Genomic DNA, 17,332 nt, shown 5'->3' with positions numbered 1-17,332 from the left:
GGGCGCCGGAACCGGCCACCCAGAGTCGGGCGGCCAGCGGGGAGAGTAGTGGCTATGCCGCGGGAGCGATGAAGGCCAGTTCCAGGTTGATGGCAACCTTGTCGCTGACCAGCACGCCGCCGGCTTCGAGGACTGCGTTCCAGGTCAGGCCGAAGTCCTTCCGGCTGATGGTGGTTTCGGCGGTGAGTCCGGCGCGGGTGTTGCCGAACGGATCGACGGCCACGCCGTTGAACTCGGTCTCGAGGGCCACCGGGCGGGTGATGCCCTTGATGGTGAGCTCGCCCTGGAGTTCGTAGGCGTCGCCCTTGGGAACGATCGTGTTGGAGACGAAGGAGATCTCCGGGAACTTCTCGACGTCGAAGAAGTCCTCGCCGCGGACGTGGCCGTCGCGGTTGGCATCGCCGGAGTCGAAGCTCGCGGTCTTGATCGAGGCGCTCACCTTGGAGTCGGTGACGTTCTCGGAGAGGTCCAGCGTGGCTGCGGCGTCGGTGAACTGGCCGCGGACCTTGCTGATGCCTGCGTGGCGGACGGTGAACCCGATCTCGCTGTGCGACGGGTCGAGGGTCCAGGTGCCGGTGGTGACGTTTGCGGGAAGTGCCATGGTGATGCTCCTTGAGTCGGGTGGGTCCTGCTGCGGTTCGTCTGATCGTTACTTGAAACCTCATTGGTTGAAATCTCAACTAACTGCTTCACCCAGTATAAACATGCATTTGCATCTTTTATTCCAACTCCAGGGAACATTTTTCAAAACTCGTCAGTTCTACCTTCCGTAGAAGATTTCAGATCGACCGTCATCTTTGAGAAACTGGTAGACATGCCCCAAGCCACTGTTCATTTGCTCCGCCACGGCGAGGTCCACAATCCCGATGGTGTCCTGTACGGCAGGCTGCCGGAATTCCACCTCTCCGAACTCGGCCGGGAGATGGCCCGCACGCTGGCCGAACACTTCAGCGAGCGGTCCGAGCAAGGGGCCCGGATCGTCCACCTGGCGGCGTCTCCGCTGGCCCGCGCGCAGGAGACGGCCCAGCCGATTGCCGCAGCCTTGGGCCTTGAGATCGCCACCGACGCCCGCATCATCGAAGCGGCCAACTACTTTGAGGGTCTCCACGTCTCTAAGGCGGAGCTGCTCCGGCCCAAGCACTGGACCAAGCTGTATAACCCGCTCCGGCCGTCGTGGGGTGAGCCCTACAAGGAGCAGGCTGCGCGGGTCATCGCGGCGGTCCAGGACGCACGGGTCCGGGCGATCGAGCTTGGCGGCGACGGGGCCGAAGCCATCCTGGTCAGCCACCAGCTGCCCATCTGGGCCACGCGGCTCAGCGCCGAGGGCCGCCCGCTGTGGCATGATCCGCGGAAGCGCGAGTGCACGCTGACCTCGCTGACGTCCCTGGTGTTCGACGACGCCGGCGTGCTCGTACGGGTTGACTACAGCGAGCCCGCTGCCGCCCTCTTGCCCGGTGCCGCCAGCACCCCGGGAGCCTGACCATGGCAGAGAACCGACGTGCCGGGGCTCCGCTGTCCCGCCGCAACGTCCTGACCGCCGGCGGGGCCGCCCTCGCCGCAGTATTCGGGCTGTCCGGCTGCGCCCAGGACGATGCCCTCGCCAAGCAGGCCAAGGCCGGGGACAACAAGAACTACGTGGCCGGCGACGGATCCGTGACCGAATTCGCCGTCGCGGACCGCAAGAGTCCCGTGGAGTTCAAGGGGACGCTGTTCGACGGCACCGCCGTCACCTCGGCAGACTTCACCGGCAAAGTCACCGTGCTGAACTTCTGGTTCGCCGCGTGCGCCCCCTGCCGGGTCGAAGCGCCCACCCTTGAGTCGCTGCACCAGGAATTCAAGAACCAGGGCGTGCAGTTCTTCGGCGTCAACCTGCGCGACGAGAAACCCACGGCCGACGCGTTCGACCAGACCTTCAAGCTGACGTACCCAAGCTTCAACGACAAAGACGGCGCCGTGCTGCTTGCCGTCTCCGGTCTCGTGCCGCCCGGCGCCGTGCCCACCACCCTCGTGCTGGACAAGCAGGGCCGCGTCGCGTCCCGGGTGCTCGGCGAAATCCAGCAGGGCACCCTTAAATCCCTCATCGCCGCCGCCGTGGCCGAGTAGCGCGGTCCACACCGTGAACAGCCCCTTCGCCGAAGCCATCCTGAACGGATCGCTCCTGCTGGCCATTCCCGTTGCCCTCCTGGCCGGATTTGTCTCCTTCCTCTCTCCCTGCGTCCTTCCGCTCGTCCCCGGATACCTCGGCTACGTCACCGGGCTGACCGGCGTCGACCTGCAGAAGCAAAGACGCGGCCGCATGCTGGCCGGGATCGGGCTCTTCGTCCTGGGCTTCTCCGTGATCTTCGTGCTGCTTGGCGGGGCGTTCGGGCAGCTGGGCAGCCTCATCACCGGCTCGCAGAACAGGTGGATCACCCAGTTGCTGGGTATCCTGGTGATCATCATGGGCGTGGTGTTCATGGGCGGCTTCGGCTGGCTCCAGCGCGATGCCAAGATCCATGCCAAACCCCCGGCCGGCCTATGGGGTGCGCCCTTGCTCGGCATCACCTTCGGGCTGGGCTGGGCCCCGTGCATCGGTCCCACCTATTCCGCCGTCCAGCTGCTCAGCCTCTCCGGCGGCTCGTCCGCGGCGAAGGGGGCGTTCCTGGCCTTCGTGTATAGCCTTGGGCTGGGTATCCCGTTCCTGCTGATCGCGCTGGCTGTGCGCCGCGGCATCGGCGTGATGTCCTTCTTCCGCAAGCACCGGCTCGCCATCCAGCGCACCGGCGGCGGCATCCTGATCCTGCTCGGCGTCCTGATGGCCAGCGGCGTGTGGGGTACCTGGGTCTCCGGGTTGCAGTACTGGTTCCAAACCGATGTGAAATTGCCGATCTGATGAGCGAGCGCGTGAACGTAAAGAAGAAGAAGTCCCCCAAGTCCGAGGCCGTCATGCCCTCGCTGGGTCCGTTGGGCATGCTCCGCTGGGCGTGGACGCAGCTGACCAGCATGCGCACGGCCCTGTTCCTGCTCCTGCTGCTGGCCGTCGCCGCCGTGCCCGGCTCGCTGTTTCCGCAGCGGCCCGCCAACCCGTCGATTGTCACGCAGTACATCCAGGACCACCCGGACTACGGCAAGATCCTGGACTCGGTCCAGCTCTACGACGTCTACTCTTCGGCGTGGTTTTCCGCGATCTATCTCCTGCTGTTCATCTCGCTGATCGGCTGCGTGATCCCGCGAGCCATCGCGCACTACAAAGCGATGCGCTCCCAGCCTCCGCGCACCCCGGCACGGCTGTCCCGCCTCCCCGAATACGGCACCCTGGTGATTCCGGCCGACGCCGGGATCCCGGCGTCGGCGGCTATCTCCGACGCCGCGGAGCTGCTGAAAAAGCGCGGATACCGGGTGGATGTCCGGGACCGCGATGGCGAGCGGCCCTCCCTCGGGGCCGAGCGCGGCTTCCTGAAGGAAGTCGGCAACCTCGTCTTCCACACCGCGCTGATCGGGGTGCTGGTCTCGGTGGCGGCCGGCGGCCTCTTCGGCTACAGCGGGCAGCGGATCCTGGTGGAGGGCGACACCTTCGTCAACACCCTCGTCGGCTATGACCAGTTCACGCCCGGCACGAACTTCCAGAGCAGCCAGCTTCAGCCGTATTCCGTCCAGCTGGATAAGTTCGACATCACCTTCGACCGCGAATCCAAGGGCAAGTTCGGACAGCCCATCGATTTCACAGCCGAAGTGACCACGAAGGAAAACCCGGACGCGCCGGCCAAGAAGGAATTGCTCAAAGTCAACGACCCCCTGAGCCTCGGCGGCACCAGCGTGTACCTCACGGGCAACGGCTACGCCCCCGTGGTCACCGTCCGCGACGCCGCCGGGAACATCGCCATGCAGGGACCCGTGGTCGCCAAACTCCAGGGCGAGAACTACTACTCTTCCGTGGTCATCAAAGTCCCGGACGCCAAGCCGGAGCAGCTCGCGTTCGCCGGGTTCTTCCTGCCGACGGCCTTCATCACCGACAAGGGCGTATCCTTCAGCGGTGATCCGGAGCTCATCAACCCGCAGCTGACCCTGAACTCGTACTTCGGCGACCTCGGCCTGAACGCGGGGGCCCCGCAGAACGTGTTCGAACTCGACGTCAAGAAGCTGACGCCGCTCAATGCGCGGAACCTGCCCACCAAGGGCATCGTCCTGTCGCCCGGGAGTAGCTACACGCTGCCGGACGGCAAGGGCTCCATCAGCTTCGACGGCGTGAAGCGCTACGTCGGCGTGGACATCCACCACAACCCCGGCCAGCTCTACGCCCTGATCTTCGCGCTTCTGGCCGTCGCCGGGCTGGTCACCTCGCTCTACGTGAACCGCCGCCGCGTCTGGGTCCGGACCGGCACCCACGAGGACGGCCGCACCATGGTGGAATACGGTCTCCTGGCCCGCGGCGAGGACCACCGCCTGGCCGGGGAAGCCGCGGCCATCCGCAAACTCCTGTCCAGCGAATGGCTGCTGGGCGAGGACACCGCGCCCGGTTCCCAGCCCGCTCCCAGCAGGACGGCGGATAATGACCGGGCAGATACCGCCGAGAGCGGTGCCGGCGGCACGGACGCCTCCCCTGAACACCCCGCAGAAGACTTCATTCAGTCAACAGCCGGCTCCTCTGAGTCGAAGAAGGATCAGTAATGCTGTTCTCGATCAACGAAACCATGGGCCAGTACAGCGAGCTCTTCATGCTGCTGGCCGCCGGCACATACACAGTGGCCTTCATCGCCTTCGCCTGGGACCTGGCCAAGAGCAGCAAGATGCTGCGCGCGGTGGACCTCAAGGCGGCGGAACTCTCCGGCCAGACGGCCGAGGCCGCGCGCGTCCCCGTCGGCGTCGGTGCGGGGGCCGCCGGAGGCGACGCTGACCGCGCCGATTCGGATGTCAGCGGACCCGTGGGCCGCGCCGAACGTCCGACGTCGTCCTCCTCAGGCCGTAGCGGCGCGGCAGGGGCCGGCTACACCGCCGACGGCAGCATGCGCTACGGCGGCGAGCGGCGGGTCCCCGCGCGGGTGGCTGTCGCGCTGACCGTCCTGGGCGCCGCAATCCATGCTGCCGGTGTGATCACCCGTGCGCTCGGCGCGGGCCGGGTGCCGTGGGGCAACATGTACGAATTCCTCACCACCGGTGCCTTCGTGGCCGTTGCCGTCTTCCTGCTGGTCCTGATCCGCCGCGACCTGCGCTTCCTGGGCACGTTCGTGATCGGCCTGGCGATCATCATGCTCGTTGCGGCCTCCATCGCCTTCTGGACGCCCGTGGGGCACCTCGTGCCCGCTCTGCAGAGCTACTGGCTGATCATCCACGTCTCCATCGCGGTGATGTCCTCTGCCCTGTTCACCCTGACCTTCGCCATGTCCGCGCTGCAGCTCGTGCAGTCGCACCGGCAGAAGACCATCGCCGCGGGAGGTGCCGACAAGCTGGGATTCATGCGCCTCGTGCCAAACGCCCTGAGCCTGGAGAACCTGTCCTACCGGATCAACGCGATCGCGTTCGTCGGCTGGACGTTCACGCTCATGTTCGGCGCCATCTGGGCGGAGAAGGCCTGGGGCCGGTTCTGGGGCTGGGACACGAAGGAAGTCTGGACCTTCGTGATCTGGGTGGTTTACGCCGGCTACCTGCACGCCCGCGCCACCCGTGGCTGGACCGGAACCCGCGCCGCCTGGCTGTCGATCGTCGGCTACCTGTGCGTGGTCTTCAACTTCACGATCGTGAACCAGTTCTTCAACGGCCTGCACTCCTACTCGGGGCTGTAGACCGCACCCCAGAGCCGCAACGCTTCCGCGATCCCCCAGGAATGGCCGCCAAGCTACCGCGTTTGGCGGCCATTCGTGCCAAGTGAGTGCGGTGCGGGTCGGCTGGGGCAGCGCGGCATGGCGCGGCGGCACTAGGCTGCGTCGGCCCCGCAGTCCCTCGATTCGCCACAGATGGCCGCTACACCACCAGGCTCAGCGGCCATTCGTGTCAAGTGAGTTCGGTGTGGGGCGAGCACGCTGGCGTCGCCCCTGCTGTGGAACCGGGACGGGAGTCCAGCCGCGCTCCGTCAGCGCGGCACGCACTCGGGTAACCGCCGACGGCTCCATCCCCGGGGCGAACGGGGTCAAGTGCCATTGGGTCAATACGACGACGCGCCACCCGGCATCCCTGGCGTTCTCATCCCGGAAGATGTCGCTGCGACGCTGGGCCGGAGCGGCATGATGGCCGCCGTCGAACTGAATCGCTACCTTTTCTTGCTCGTACGAGAGGTCCGGGTCCTGGATCCAACCGCCGGTCTCGTCGAACATGGGGACGTTGACTCCGGGTTCGGGCAGGCCGTGCCGAATCAGAAGTAGCCGGAGTTCCGTCTCTTTGGGGGAGTCCGTGTCGGCGCGTATCAGGGAGCGGGCACGCATAGCGCGCCGGTAGCCCGCCCTGCCTTGCTTCCCGGCGAGGTATGCGTCCAGCCTGTCGATCGTGGTCAATGGATTTCTCCGCCGCAATAGGAAGTCCCCGGCAATCACCAATTCATCGAGATTCAGTATGCCGGCGAGATCGAACCACGTTCGCAACGGGGATGTACAGCTCACCCTGACACCGGTCACGATCTCTTCCGGTTCGAGTGACTGCTGATGGCCCACCACATTCTTACGCCGCACAGCGCGCCGGCCCGGTTGACTCGTCAGATGGACGACAGTCAGGTTCTCCAAGGCGCGCGGCAGGGGGAAGCCCCACAGCACGGCCGCAGACAGATGGCTCACGACTGCGCCCGTCACCGCCGTCAGGGCGTGCACACGTGCCAACAAACTATTCGGGGCGGCGGCGGTGGCGCGCACTCCGTAACAGGGGCTGGCGAGATCCTGGGCCCGGGTCCGTCGTCGGCTCAGCCCGGCAGTGCGGGCCTCGGCCACGGTGAAGGGTCGATGTCGAAGGTGCGGGGGTAGCTCACTGGGCTCGCGCATATGAGCATTCTGCGCCCGCGTTGAGGAGGCTCGGGAGTTGTCCACAGAGCGGGCCGGGTGTGGGGGAGAAGTGGGCCGTGTGAGCAGCAGCCGCCGAGCGGATGAGTGGCGGCCATTTGCCGGAGATGGCCGCCTTGAGGCCGGGATTCCGGCCATCTGGGGCGAATGGCGGCAGTTAGTATGGCGCGGAGTCGTTGGACCGGGGGAATGAGGGCCGGAGTAGTGCTACTTGACCTCGTCGGTGCCTTGCGTGCCGGCGTCGCCTGGTTCGCGGGCATCGCCGGCGCTCTCCGGGCGGCTCGCATCCCCGTTGCCGGCGTCAAGCTTGCGCTCCTTGGCATCGAGTTGGTCCTTGAGCCTCTTGAGCCGGTCGGCCTCGGCCTGGTTGCGGCGGCGGATTTCAAGGTTGCGCAGAAAATCGGGGTCGTCGTCGGGCGCTACGGGGTGGCTGTAGGCGACGGGCGCGGTGTCCGTGGCACGGGGGCGTCCGATCAGGAACCACAGGATGGCGCCGACCACGGGGAGGAGGATCTGCACGAAGATCCAAGCCGTTTTGGAGATCCCCCTGGTCAACCGCTTGTCAGTCCGGATGAGGTCGACAAGTCCATAGACGAATACGACCAGTATGACGATCGGGACCACTACTCGGAGCATATCTTCAGTCTAGCCGTCAAGCGGCCCGACGGCGCCGATCACCGCCCCCGGTCCGTCCCCGGGTCCGGGCACCGGTACTGCTGCCGGGACACGTCAGGGGCGCCGCAGCCGCGGGGAGGTCGGCGGCCGAAGCCGGGCTGCCGTCCTGGCGGCTAAACTTGGGGTGTGGCTTTCCTCAAATACTCCCTGATTCGGTTGGCGCTGTTTGCGCCTCTCTTCGCACTTTTCCTCTACCTGCAGCTGGGGGTGCTCCTGGCCGCGCTGTGCGCCGGGATGATGTCTTTCGCCATCAGCTTCCTGTTCTTCCAGAGGCAGCGCGACGCGGCCACCGCGACGCTCCACCACCGGTTCTCGGGCAAGGCCAAGCCGCTGCGCAGTGCCGGCGAGGTGGCTGACGCCGAGGCCGAAGACCGAATGGTGGATGCGAACCCCGACATTGCCGTCCACACGGACGCCCGCCCCAAAGACTCCTAACAGCGCCGGGCCGGAACCCGCCGGGCCGGAGCGCCGGCCATGACTCGGAAGCAGTGCCGGGCCACGGACTCGAATCCGTTCTTGGAAACAGCGTGCTAGAAGCCGTGACTCAGGACGAGTCCCAGTGAAAACAGTGCCGCGAAGCCGAGGTTGATCAGTCCGGTCTGCTTCAGGACCGGGATGAGGCTCTTCCGGCGCCGCCCGGAGATCATGAGCCAGGACGGCATGAGGCTGGCAGGGATCAGCAGCAGCACAATCAGCATCCACGGCCTGGCCGGGGCCAGGACGATCACCAGCAGGATCGCGACGGCGAGCATCAGCACGTAGCTTTCGCGGGCATGCTTGTCGCCGAGCCGCACGGCCAGGGTTTTCTTTCCGGCCTTCCTGTCGGTCGGGATGTCGCGGACGTTGTTCGCCATCAGCAGGGCGCACGCGATCAGCCCCGTGCCGATCGCCCCGATGATGGCGGCGAGGCTGAGCTGGCCGGCCTGGGTGTAGGTGGTGCCCAGCGTTGCCACGAGGCCGAAGAATACGAACACAAAGACGTCGCCCAGGCCGAGGTAGCCGTACGGGTTCTTGCCGCCCGTGTAGCCCCAGGCGGCCAGCACGCAGCCGATGCCGACCAGGATGAGCCACCAAGCCTGCGTGATGATCACCAGGATCAGGCCAAACAGCATCGCCAGCCCGAACGCCGCGAACGCGGCCCGTTTGACGTGTTCGGGCTTGGCCGCGCCGGAGCCCACCAGCCGGAGCGGGCCCACCCGGTCTTCATCCGTACCGCGGATGCCGTCCGAGTAGTCGTTGGCGTAGTTGACACCGATCTGCAGGAGCAGGGCGACCAGTGCGGCCAGCACGGCGTTCAGCAGGATGAACGAATCCATCTCGTAGGCCGCCGCGCTGCCGATCAGCACCGGCGCAATCGCGGCGGGCAGGGTGCGCAGTCGGGCGCCTTGGATCCATTGTGCGGCTGTGGCCACGGTCAGTACCTCATTGGTTCGTTGAATGCTCGTTGGTTGGTTCGGTACCCGGCCGGAAGCCGGAAGCCGCTTGTCTATTTTCCCTGATGCAGGGCATCGAGCAGGGCCGTCATGCCGAGGCGGTCCGGCTTGCCGTTGGGCAGCATGAGCAGTTCCGCGGCGGGCAGGACCGTTTTAGGCGCCAGCGCACCCAGCGCCGTCCGCCAAGTTTCGTTCCGGCCGTCGGCGAACGCGGCCAGGCCTTCCGGGGAACTGTCGGCCACCGCGACGTACGCGGCCAGGGCGTGGCCCCACTCCGCGGAGGGCACGCCGGCCACGAAGGCGGCGCGCACGCCGTCGAGCTTTTCCAGCTCGGCCTGGACGCGCGCGGCCGAAACCTTCAGGCCGCCGGTGATCACGACGTCGTCGGCCCGCCCGAGCACCGTGAGCCGGCCGTCGGCGTCCAGCTCGCCGAGGTCGTTGGTCCGGTACCAGCGGACGCCGTCCTCGTCGATGAAGGCGCCGGCCGAGAGCTCGGGGGCATCCAGATACCCGGCGGCGACGGTTGCCCCGCCCAGCAGGATGCGGCCGTCTTCCGCCACGCGGACCAGGACGTCTTCGAGCGGGAAGCCGTCGTACACGCACCCGCCGCAGGTCTCGGCCGACCCGTAGGTGGTCACCACCTTGACTCCGGCGTCACGGGCCGCCGCGAGCAGCTCCGGGGCCGCGGGGCCGCCGCCGAGCAGGACGGCGTTAAAGCGCCGCAGCACGGCCAGCGTCTCGGCCGAGGGCGAGTCCAGCAGCCGCTGCAGCTGGGTGGGCACCAGCGAGGTGAAACGGATCTTGTCCGTGAGCTCCAAAGCCGCGGCCGTGAAGGCCTCCGGGGTGAAGCCGCCGGACATGTCCATGACCCACGGGCGGGTGCCCGCAAAGAGGGAGCGGACCAGCACCTGCAGGCCGGCCACATACTGCACGGGGAGGGCCAGCAGCCACTGGCCTTCGCCCTTCAGCGCAAAGGCGGTCGCCACCGACGACGCCGCCAGGGCGTCGACGGTGAGGACGGTTGCCTTCGGCGTGCCCGTGGACCCGGACGTCCGCACCACGACGGCTGCGTCCTCGATGCCGGGCGTTGCGGGGAACGCCAGCACCGGAGCGCCGTCCGGCCCGACGGAGAGTTCGACGGCGGGTCCCTCGCCGTGGAGGGCAGCAGCCAGCGCCTTGAGCGCAGGTTCGATGTTGATAGCTCCGGAAGTCACACTGCGCCTTAGAAGTAGTACGGGAATTTGGACCAGTCGGGGTCGCGCTTTTCGAGGAAGGCTTCCTTGCCTTCCACGGCCTCGTCGGTCATGTAGGCCAGACGGGTCGCTTCGCCGGCGAAGACCTGCTGGCCGGCCAGGCCGTCGTCGGCCAGGTTGAATGCGAACTTGAGCATGCGGATGGCCTGCGGGGACTGCCGGGCGATGTCGGCGGCGTACTCCAGCGCGACTTCCTCGAGGCGTTCGTGGTCCACGGCCTCGTTGACCGCGCCCATCCGGACCATGTCTTCGGCGGAATATTCTCGGGCCAGGAAGAAGATTTCCCGGGCGGCCTTCTGACCGATCTGACGGGCCAGGAGGGCCGAGCCGTAACCGGCGTCGAAGCTTCCCACAGTGGCGTCGGTCTGCTTGAACTTGCCGTGCTGGCGGGAGGCGATGGTGAGGTCCGAGACCACGTGGAGGGAATGCCCGCCGCCGGCTGCCCAGCCGTTGACGACGGCGATCACCACCTTGGGCATGGTGCGCATGAGCCGCTGGACCTCCAGGATGTGGAGCCGGCCCGCGCGGGCGGGGTCGATGGACTCCTTCGTCTCCCCATCGGCGTAGCGGTACCCGTCGCGGCCGCGGATCCGCTGGTCGCCGCCCGAACAGAACGAGTGGCCGCCGTCTTTGGAGGAGGGGCCGTTCCCGGTGAGCAGCACGGTGGCCACGTCCGGGGTCATCCGGGCGTGGTCCATGGCGCGGTAGAGCTCGTCCACGGTGCCGGGCCTGAAGGCGTTGCGGACCTCTGGGCGGTTGAAGGCGATGCGCACGGTGGGCAGGTCCCGGACCGCCTCTCCGTCGGCGGAGCGCTCCACCTGCCGGTGGTAGGTCATGTCCTGGAAGTCGTCGAAACCGGACACGGTGCGCCACCGCTGGGGGTCAAAGACGTCGGATACCTTGGCGGGGATTTCGTTGCTCACAGTCCGAGTCTAGTAATCGGCTCAGCTGATGCAGAACTCGTTGCCTTCCGGGTCCGCCATGGTGTGCCATTCGTGCGGTCCCTGGCGGGCCGTCCAGAGGAACGTGGCGCCGCGCGCTTCCAGGGCGGCGCGCGCCTCATCCTTGTCCGCGCCGGCCAGCCTCACATCCCAGTGAATCCGGTTCTTGACGGTCTTGTCCTCGGGGACCGCCTGGAACAGGATGCGGCGGAGGGGCGGCTTGGCGTCGAGTTCTTCGGGCGGGACGATGGCGGCGCCGGCATCCCAGACGAGCTTGCCGTGATGAGTCCGGGTTTCCGCCTCCGTCGCGAAACCCTGTTCGATCATGGAGCGGATGAAGCCCTCATCCTGCGGCTCCACGGCCCAGTCCAGGGTTTCGGCCCACCAGTCGGCGAGCCCGTGCGGGTCGATGCAGTCCACCACGATCTGAATGTTCAGTGTCATGGGAAGAACCTACGACGCCGGGGGCCGCGACGGAAGGTGCCCGGGCCGCACGGTAAGTGCCCGGTCTCCCCGCGTTGTTTCGCCTAGCCCTGGATCCGCTGCAGCTGTTCGAGGACCTCCGGCGGAATCGCGTAGACGAAGACCACCGCCAGAAGATTCTTGGAGGCGTGGACGAAGTAGGAGAACATCACGTTCTTGCCGGTCCAGACGTACACGAACACCAGGACGGCGCCCATGGCGAGGTACGGCATCAGCACCTGCAGGGTCATCTGCTCCTGGCCCACGATGTGCAGGGCCGCGAACAGGACCACGGACAGGCCGCAGCACAGCCAGAGGTTGACCCGGCGGCTCAGCTTGCCGATCAGCAGGTGGCGGAAGATGTACTCCTCGACGAACGGGCCCACGATCACCAGCAGGGGCACCATGAGCCACACCGGGACCTGCTGCATGAGCGCTTGAAGACCGGCCTGGTTGGCGGAGGTCTGCACCGGCCCGCTGACGGCCACGAACACGGCGGTGAGGATGAGCATCGCCACCACGGTCAGCGGCACCATGAGCGCGGTGAACCAGGGCCTCGTGGCCAGGACGCGGAGGTCCCGCGCGGCAACGCGTCGGGCGGCGGCCAGCGCCAGGATGCCGATGGTTGCGTAGAAGATCAGGTTCACCGTATAGGACGCCACGGCCGGATTGGGGGACAGCCTCAGCAGCAGCGGCGCCAGCAGTTCGCCCGCCACGGCGAAGAATGCGGCCACGGCCACATAGAGTCCGGCAGTGATGAAATCGAGCCGTGAGAACCGGTAAAGCTCCGGCTGCGGCGCCGGCGGTGTGCGGAGAGCTGTGCCCATGCCCCCAGCCTAGCGCCGGGGCGCACTGACGCGGTCAAGTACACCATGCGGCAGTCGCCGCGGTACCTCAGCAAGAGTCGACGGTGCGATACTTGAGGACGCAAGCCGCCGCCGGCAGGCTGGGCACATACTTGCGAGGACTCCTTGAGCGAACATCTCCGCCTTTCGGGCGTATCCCATGGTTATGGGGACCGCCAGCTCTTTGCCGGCGTCGAACTGGCCATCACAGCCGGTGAACATGTGGCGGTCGTCGGCGAAAACGGCGCGGGCAAATCAACGCTGCTCCGGGTTCTGGCCGGCCTTGAGGCTCCGGACGAGGGCACCGCCGTCAGCCAAGGCCGTGTCGGCTACCTTGCCCAGGCTCATGGCCTGCCCGATCAGTTCAGCGTCAGCGACGCGATCGACGCCGCACTGGCATCGCTGCGCGCCCTGGAGGCCGAGCTGGACCGGCTGGAGGACGGGCTTGCCGGCGCGGAAGCGGACGAACTGGAACGCTACGGAAACCTGCAGACGCAGTACCAGCTCAGGGAAGGCTACGCCGCGGAATCCCGGGTGGAGGCGGCGCTGGACAGGCTGGGCCTGGGCGGACTGGATCGGATGCGGACGCTGGGCTCGCTCTCCGGCGGGGAACAGGAACGCGTGGCACTCGCCTGCGTACTGGCCGATCCCGCGGACATCCTCCTCCTGGACGAACCCACCAACCACCTTGACGCCAGCGGCACGGCCTGGCTGGAGGCGCGGCTGGCGGCGCACCGCGGAACCGTGGTGGTGGTCTCCCACGACCGCGTGCTCTTGCGCAAAGTGGCCTCAACCGTGATTGAGGTTGATGCCGAACGCCGGACGGTCAACCGCTATGGCAACGGCTATGAAGGCTACTTGCGGGAGAAGGCTGCCGAACGCCAGCGCTGGGCGCGGCAATACCAGGGGTGGCTGGACGCGATGGCTGCCGAACGGCTCCAGGCGGACACGGTCGCGGGAAGGATGGGCTATGCCCGCCAACGCGACGGCGACAAAATGGGGTTCGACTTCAAGGCCGGCACGTGGCAAAAGGCGGTCACCAGCAAGGTCCGCAATGCCCAGGAACGTCTCCGCCGGCTGGAGGCCAACCCCATCGACCGTCCCCCGGTGCCCCTGAAGCTGGCAACGGATCTGCAGGCGGACGCTGCTGCGGGTCCCGCTCTTGAAGCAAGCGGGGTGGCCGTGCCCGGCCGCCTGGAGCCCACGGACTTCCGGGTGGAGGCGGGCCAGAAAATCCTCATCACGGGCCCCAATGGTGCAGGCAAGTCCACACTGCTCTCCGTCCTCGCGGGCACGCTGGAACCGGCCAAGGGCACCGTGGTGAGGCACGGCCGGATCGGGTACCTGCAGCAGGAGTTGGAGCTCCCGCGGCGTCCGGCCTTGCGTCTCCTGCCTGCTTTTGCCGCGGGCCTGGGCGGCAACATCGATGAGCACGCCGAGGCACTGCTGCGCCTGGGACTCTTCCGGACCAGCGAATTCCACGTACCGGTGGGCAGCCTTTCCGCAGGACAGCAACGCAGGCTGGCGCTGGCCCGGCTCCTGCTCGGCGGGTTCGGGACGATGCTCGTGGATGAGCCCACCAACCATCTGGCGCCCGTCCTCGTGGAACAGCTTGAAGCGGCCCTCTCCGACTTCGCAGGGACGCTGGTCATAGTCAGCCATGACCGCGCGCTGGGGGAGTGGTTCAGCAAGTGCGCCCGTGCAAACAGCAGCGGGAACCGCACCGGGCACGGCGTTGAGGCCGGGAACTGGCGCCGGTACGCGATGCGGGACGGCGCCGTGACGCAAGGCAATGATGCGCCGGGATTTACGGACTCCAAATAGAATATTATTCGGCCATTGAGAAGATCGAGCATCATTAATTAGGCATAGTGCCCGTCTGGTGTTGCCCGCGTCACGGTGCGGCCGGGAATTCTAGTACGATGGATGAGCCGCGCGAAGCTTTGACTTTGTGAGGTTCGGTACACGCTGCCGCCCCGCCGGGGCAAACCCGCATGTTGTGTAACCGAATCCCGGTCCCGTCCCGGCCCTAATCCGACCTGCAAGGAACTGTTGTGCCACAAAGTACTTCCACCGAACTTCAGAGCGCGCCGGCGCAACCCGCCGTCGTCGACTCGACTCTCAGCGCCGAGGGCTACAAGAAGACCCTGAGCGGCCGCCACGTGACGATGATCTCGATGGGCGGCGCAATCGGCGTCGGCCTGTTCATGGGAGCCGGCGGACGCCTGGCCTCCACCGGCCCGGCGCTGATCTTCTCCTACGCCATTGCCGGCGTGATCGCCTACCTGCTGATGCGGGCCCTCGGCGAGCTCATCATGTACCGGCAGACCTCGGGCTCCTTCGTCAGCTACGCCGGCGAAATGTTCGGCAAGAAGGGCGCCTTCATCTCCGGCTGGATGTACTTCATCAACTGGGGCATGACCGGGATCGCGGAACTGATCGCGATCGGCCTGTACTTCCAGTTCTTCTTCCCCAACGTGCCGGTGGAAGCCTCCGCGATTGCGGCGCTCGCGCTGCTGGTGGCCGTGAACCTGTGCAGCGTCAAGGCGTTCGGCGAGTTTGAATTCTGGGCGTCCTGCCTCAAAGTCGGCGCCATCCTGATCTTCCTGGCTGTGGGCACCTTCATGGTGGTCACCAACGCCAAGGTGGGCGCGGGCCACGCCTCGGTCGCCAACCTCTTTGCCGACGACGGCGGGATGTTCCCGAAGGGCGCCCTCGTCATGGTCCTGGTGCTGAACGCCGTGATCTTCGCGTACAACGGCATCGAACTCGTCGGCATCACCGCCGGCGAGATGGAAAACGCCAAGCGCGAAGTGCCCAAGGCGATCCGCGCCGTCGTACTGCGCATTGTGGTCTTCTACGTCGGTTCCGTACTGCTGCTGGCCATGCTGCTGCCCTCGGACCAGTACAAGGCCGGCGTGTCCCCGTTCGTCACCGTCTTCGGCCAGATGGGCCTTGGCTGGGTGGGCGACGTCATGAACATGATCGTCATCACCGCCGCTCTGTCCTCCTGCAACTCGGGCCTGTACTCGATCGGCCGAGTCTTCCGCACCATGGCCAATAACGGACATGCCCCGCAGTGGCTCACCAAGATGTCCAAGCGGCACGTGCCGTACGCGGCCATCCTCGCCATCGCCGCCTTCTACCTGGTGGGCATCCTGCTGAACATCTGGCTGGGCGGCTCGCACGCCTTCGACCTCGCGCTGAACACCGCCTCGATCGGCGTGATCTTCACGTGGGGCGCCATCTTCGCCAGTCAGATCGCGCTGCGCCACCAGAAGGGCCGCGTCTCCAGCCTCCCGATGCCGGGCTCGCCGTGGACCAGCTGGGCCGGACTGCTCGGGCTCCTGGCGATCACCGTGCTGATCGGCTTCGATACCATGACCAGCAAGACCGGCGAGGTCTTCCACCTCGGCCTGTGGACCCTCGCCACCGTTCCGTTCTTCGCCCTCATGCTGTGGATGGGCTGGCAGAAGGTCAAGCACAACGCGCCCAAGAGCGAGCTCTACAGCTAGGAACCGCCGCAGATCTGCCCATCGATTGCTCCGTAACCGCCCTTCTGGAACGCCATGAGGGCAGTTACGGAGCAGCCGATGCGGAACACGCGGGCGCTCACGCCTTCAAATGCTCACGTCTTCAGATGCTCAGCGAAGTGGTCCTCGATCCGCTGCCAGGCTTCCGGAGCCGACTGCGGATCGGGACCGACGCCCATGACCCGGAAGAGCGGCCGCAGCGCCCTCGGTCCGGCCTCCGCGTCGTTGAGGAACGCGTGCCCGGCCGAGGGGAACTCCTTGACATCGTTTTCCACCCCCAGCCTGTCCAGGACGGACTCAAGCTTCGCCGCCCCGCCGGGAATGCTGCGGTCCTTGCCGCCAAAGTTGCCCACCACCGGGCAGGCGCCGGCCAGGGCCTTCTCGGGGTTCTTGGGGAGCCGGCCGTAGTTGACGGCCGCGGCGTCGAAGCGGTCATTGGCCAGGAGCAGGGCGAATCCGCCGCCCATGCAGAACCCGATCACGCCGATTTTGCCGGTGGTCCGGCCGGATTCCAGCAGCCAGTCCCGGGCTGTCGCCAGGTCGGTGAAGGCCCGTCCCTCGCCCGCCGCCAGCGCCCGCATGGTGGCCACGAGGCAGCGGCGGGCGCCGCCGTCGCTGAACAGATCAACGGCCAGCGTCAGGTATCCCGCCGCCGCCAACCTGTCAGCGTGGCGGACCGTGATGTCGTTGAGGCCGAACACTTCGTGGATCATCAGGACCGCCGGGAAAGGCCCCTCGCCCTCCGGCGTCGCCAGGTAACCTCGCAGCACCCGCGAACCGCCGGCCGCGGCGCTGGCCTGACTCAGGTCGACGTTGCTGAGATCCCGGCTTGCGGGCTTGCCGTGGTCTGCCTCGGTGCGTGCCATGCTGTCCCCTCTGTGGCTGTTTGGGCCATTGTTGCAGGATGTTCGCCCGGAGGGCACAAAAAAGCGGCGCCGGACATCCCCCAAAGGAAAGTCCGGCGCCGCAATTCTTGAAAAGGACTAGTCCTTTTTGAAGGCGTCCTTGACGTTTTCGCCGACCTTCTTCGCGTCGGCTACAACCTGGTCGCGCTGCCCCTCGGCCCGCAGCTGGTCGTTGTCAGTCGCGTTTCCTGCGGCTTCCTTGGCCTTGCCGCCAAGGTGCTCCGCTTCGTTCTGAATCTTGTCTCCGATACCCATGGTGCAGGCCACCTTTCGTTTCCGGTAGAAATTCACTGTCCGAACACCATAACACAAAGCATGCTTACTAC

General features: G+C 66.7%; 18 protein-coding genes. 8 read left to right on the top strand and 10 right to left on the bottom strand.

Going from position 1 to position 17,332, the window contains the following annotated elements; all coding sequences use genetic code 11:
* Positions 1–52: 52 nt before the first annotated feature.
* Positions 53–601: a YceI family protein gene (locus tag ABD243_RS13220; RefSeq protein ID WP_344366507.1), complete on the bottom strand. Its 549-nt coding sequence runs from the start codon at positions 599–601 to the stop codon at positions 53–55.
* A 213-nt stretch (positions 602–814) separates the two neighbouring features.
* Between ABD243_RS13220 and ABD243_RS13215 the strand changes: the two genes are divergently transcribed.
* Genes ABD243_RS13215 through ccsB form a run of 5 tightly spaced genes read left to right on the top strand, consistent with a single transcriptional unit; the run spans position 815 to position 5,759 of the window.
* Positions 815–1,480: a histidine phosphatase family protein gene (locus ABD243_RS13215; protein WP_344366504.1), complete on the top strand. Its 666-nt coding sequence runs from the start codon at positions 815–817 to the stop codon at positions 1,478–1,480.
* 2 nt (positions 1,481–1,482) lie between these two features.
* Positions 1,483–2,103, top strand: coding sequence for a TlpA family protein disulfide reductase (locus tag ABD243_RS13210; protein WP_344366502.1), 621 nt, complete (start codon positions 1,483–1,485; stop codon positions 2,101–2,103).
* Between the two features lie 13 nt (positions 2,104–2,116).
* Positions 2,117–2,872, top strand: coding sequence for a cytochrome c biogenesis CcdA family protein (locus tag ABD243_RS13205; protein WP_344366500.1), 756 nt, complete (start codon positions 2,117–2,119; stop codon positions 2,870–2,872).
* The gene (gene resB / locus ABD243_RS13200) at positions 2,872–4,647 is read left to right on the top strand and encodes a cytochrome c biogenesis protein ResB (RefSeq protein ID WP_344366497.1); all 1,776 of its coding nucleotides are present in this window, start codon (positions 2,872–2,874) and stop codon (positions 4,645–4,647) included. Before ABD243_RS13205 ends, resB begins: the two co-directional genes overlap by 1 nt.
* Positions 4,647–5,759: a c-type cytochrome biogenesis protein CcsB gene (ccsB, locus tag ABD243_RS13195; protein ID WP_344366494.1), complete on the top strand. Its 1,113-nt coding sequence runs from the start codon at positions 4,647–4,649 to the stop codon at positions 5,757–5,759. Before resB ends, ccsB begins: the two co-directional genes overlap by 1 nt.
* A gap of 192 nt (positions 5,760–5,951) precedes the next feature.
* Here the strand turns inward: ccsB and ABD243_RS13190 are convergent, their stop codons facing one another.
* Positions 5,952–6,773, bottom strand: a complete 822-nt coding sequence (locus tag ABD243_RS13190; RefSeq protein WP_344366491.1) for a hypothetical protein — start codon at positions 6,771–6,773, stop codon at positions 5,952–5,954.
* 393 nt (positions 6,774–7,166) lie between these two features.
* Positions 7,167–7,595: a PLD nuclease N-terminal domain-containing protein gene (locus tag ABD243_RS13185; protein ID WP_091251080.1), complete on the bottom strand. Its 429-nt coding sequence runs from the start codon at positions 7,593–7,595 to the stop codon at positions 7,167–7,169.
* 165 nt (positions 7,596–7,760) lie between these two features.
* Here ABD243_RS13185 and ABD243_RS13180 point away from each other — a divergent pair, with 165 nt between their 5' ends.
* On the top strand, positions 7,761–8,069 hold the full coding sequence (locus ABD243_RS13180) for a DUF4229 domain-containing protein (protein ID WP_344366485.1): 309 nt from the start codon (positions 7,761–7,763) through the stop codon (positions 8,067–8,069).
* A 95-nt stretch (positions 8,070–8,164) separates the two neighbouring features.
* Here the strand turns inward: ABD243_RS13180 and ABD243_RS13175 are convergent, their stop codons facing one another.
* The 5 genes from ABD243_RS13175 to ABD243_RS13155 form a co-directional block, all read right to left on the bottom strand.
* Positions 8,165–9,046, bottom strand: coding sequence for a 1,4-dihydroxy-2-naphthoate polyprenyltransferase (locus tag ABD243_RS13175; RefSeq protein WP_116765270.1), 882 nt, complete (start codon positions 9,044–9,046; stop codon positions 8,165–8,167).
* Positions 9,047–9,120: 74 nt separating this feature from the next.
* A complete protein-coding gene (locus tag ABD243_RS13170; RefSeq protein ID WP_344366480.1) occupies positions 9,121–10,281 on the bottom strand; it encodes an AMP-binding protein in 1,161 nt (386 codons plus the stop codon).
* Between the two features lie 8 nt (positions 10,282–10,289).
* A complete protein-coding gene (locus tag ABD243_RS13165) occupies positions 10,290–11,243 on the bottom strand; it encodes a 1,4-dihydroxy-2-naphthoyl-CoA synthase (RefSeq protein WP_344366476.1) in 954 nt (317 codons plus the stop codon).
* A 21-nt stretch (positions 11,244–11,264) separates the two neighbouring features.
* Complete coding sequence (locus ABD243_RS13160; RefSeq protein WP_344366472.1) at positions 11,265–11,705, bottom strand: VOC family protein; 441 nt, start codon at positions 11,703–11,705, stop codon at positions 11,265–11,267.
* 83 nt (positions 11,706–11,788) lie between these two features.
* A complete protein-coding gene (locus tag ABD243_RS13155) occupies positions 11,789–12,550 on the bottom strand; it encodes a CPBP family intramembrane glutamic endopeptidase (protein ID WP_344366469.1) in 762 nt (253 codons plus the stop codon).
* 144 nt (positions 12,551–12,694) lie between these two features.
* On the opposite strand from ABD243_RS13155, the gene ABD243_RS13150 reads away from it, so the two are divergent.
* Entirely contained in the window at positions 12,695–14,392 is a 1,698-nt protein-coding gene (locus ABD243_RS13150) for an ABC-F family ATP-binding cassette domain-containing protein (protein ID WP_344366468.1), read from the top strand.
* 230 nt (positions 14,393–14,622) lie between these two features.
* On the top strand, positions 14,623–16,083 hold the full coding sequence (locus ABD243_RS13145; RefSeq protein WP_344366464.1) for an amino acid permease: 1,461 nt from the start codon (positions 14,623–14,625) through the stop codon (positions 16,081–16,083).
* Between the two features lie 113 nt (positions 16,084–16,196).
* Here the strand turns inward: ABD243_RS13145 and ABD243_RS13140 are convergent, their stop codons facing one another.
* Together ABD243_RS13140 and ABD243_RS13135 are read right to left on the bottom strand one after the other, a co-directional pair.
* Positions 16,197–16,967 (bottom strand): dienelactone hydrolase family protein, encoded by a 771-nt coding sequence (locus ABD243_RS13140; RefSeq protein WP_344366462.1) that lies wholly within the window; start codon positions 16,965–16,967, stop codon positions 16,197–16,199.
* 117 nt (positions 16,968–17,084) lie between these two features.
* Positions 17,085–17,261: a CsbD family protein gene (locus tag ABD243_RS13135; RefSeq protein ID WP_116765351.1), complete on the bottom strand. Its 177-nt coding sequence runs from the start codon at positions 17,259–17,261 to the stop codon at positions 17,085–17,087.
* Positions 17,262–17,332: the final 71 nt, after the last annotated feature.

The organism is Arthrobacter humicola (assembly GCF_039531445.1).
GTDB classification, from domain to species: Bacteria; Actinomycetota; Actinomycetes; order Actinomycetales; family Micrococcaceae; genus Arthrobacter; species Arthrobacter humicola.
The sequence above is the reverse complement of the archived record's forward strand: the minus strand, read 5'-3'. Positions and strand labels throughout refer to the sequence as shown.

Bases quoted from the DNA above. Each gene is read 5' to 3' on its own strand.
- ABD243_RS13220 (WP_344366507.1), bottom strand. From the start codon at position 601: ATGGCACTTCCCGCAAACGTCACCACCGGCACCTGGACCCTCGACCCG.
- ABD243_RS13215 (WP_344366504.1), top strand. From the start codon at position 815: ATGCCCCAAGCCACTGTTCATTTGCTCCGCCACGGCGAGGTCCACAAT.
- ABD243_RS13210 (WP_344366502.1), top strand. From the start codon at position 1,483: ATGGCAGAGAACCGACGTGCCGGGGCTCCGCTGTCCCGCCGCAACGTC.
- resB (WP_344366497.1), top strand. From the start codon at position 2,872: ATGAGCGAGCGCGTGAACGTAAAGAAGAAGAAGTCCCCCAAGTCCGAG.
- ccsB (WP_344366494.1), top strand. From the start codon at position 4,647: ATGCTGTTCTCGATCAACGAAACCATGGGCCAGTACAGCGAGCTCTTC.
- ABD243_RS13185 (WP_091251080.1), bottom strand. From the start codon at position 7,595: ATGCTCCGAGTAGTGGTCCCGATCGTCATACTGGTCGTATTCGTCTAT.
- ABD243_RS13160 (WP_344366472.1), bottom strand. From the start codon at position 11,705: ATGACACTGAACATTCAGATCGTGGTGGACTGCATCGACCCGCACGGG.
- ABD243_RS13155 (WP_344366469.1), bottom strand. From the start codon at position 12,550: ATGGGCACAGCTCTCCGCACACCGCCGGCGCCGCAGCCGGAGCTTTAC.
- ABD243_RS13140 (WP_344366462.1), bottom strand. From the start codon at position 16,967: ATGGCACGCACCGAGGCAGACCACGGCAAGCCCGCAAGCCGGGATCTC.
- ABD243_RS13135 (WP_116765351.1), bottom strand. From the start codon at position 17,261: ATGGGTATCGGAGACAAGATTCAGAACGAAGCGGAGCACCTTGGCGGC.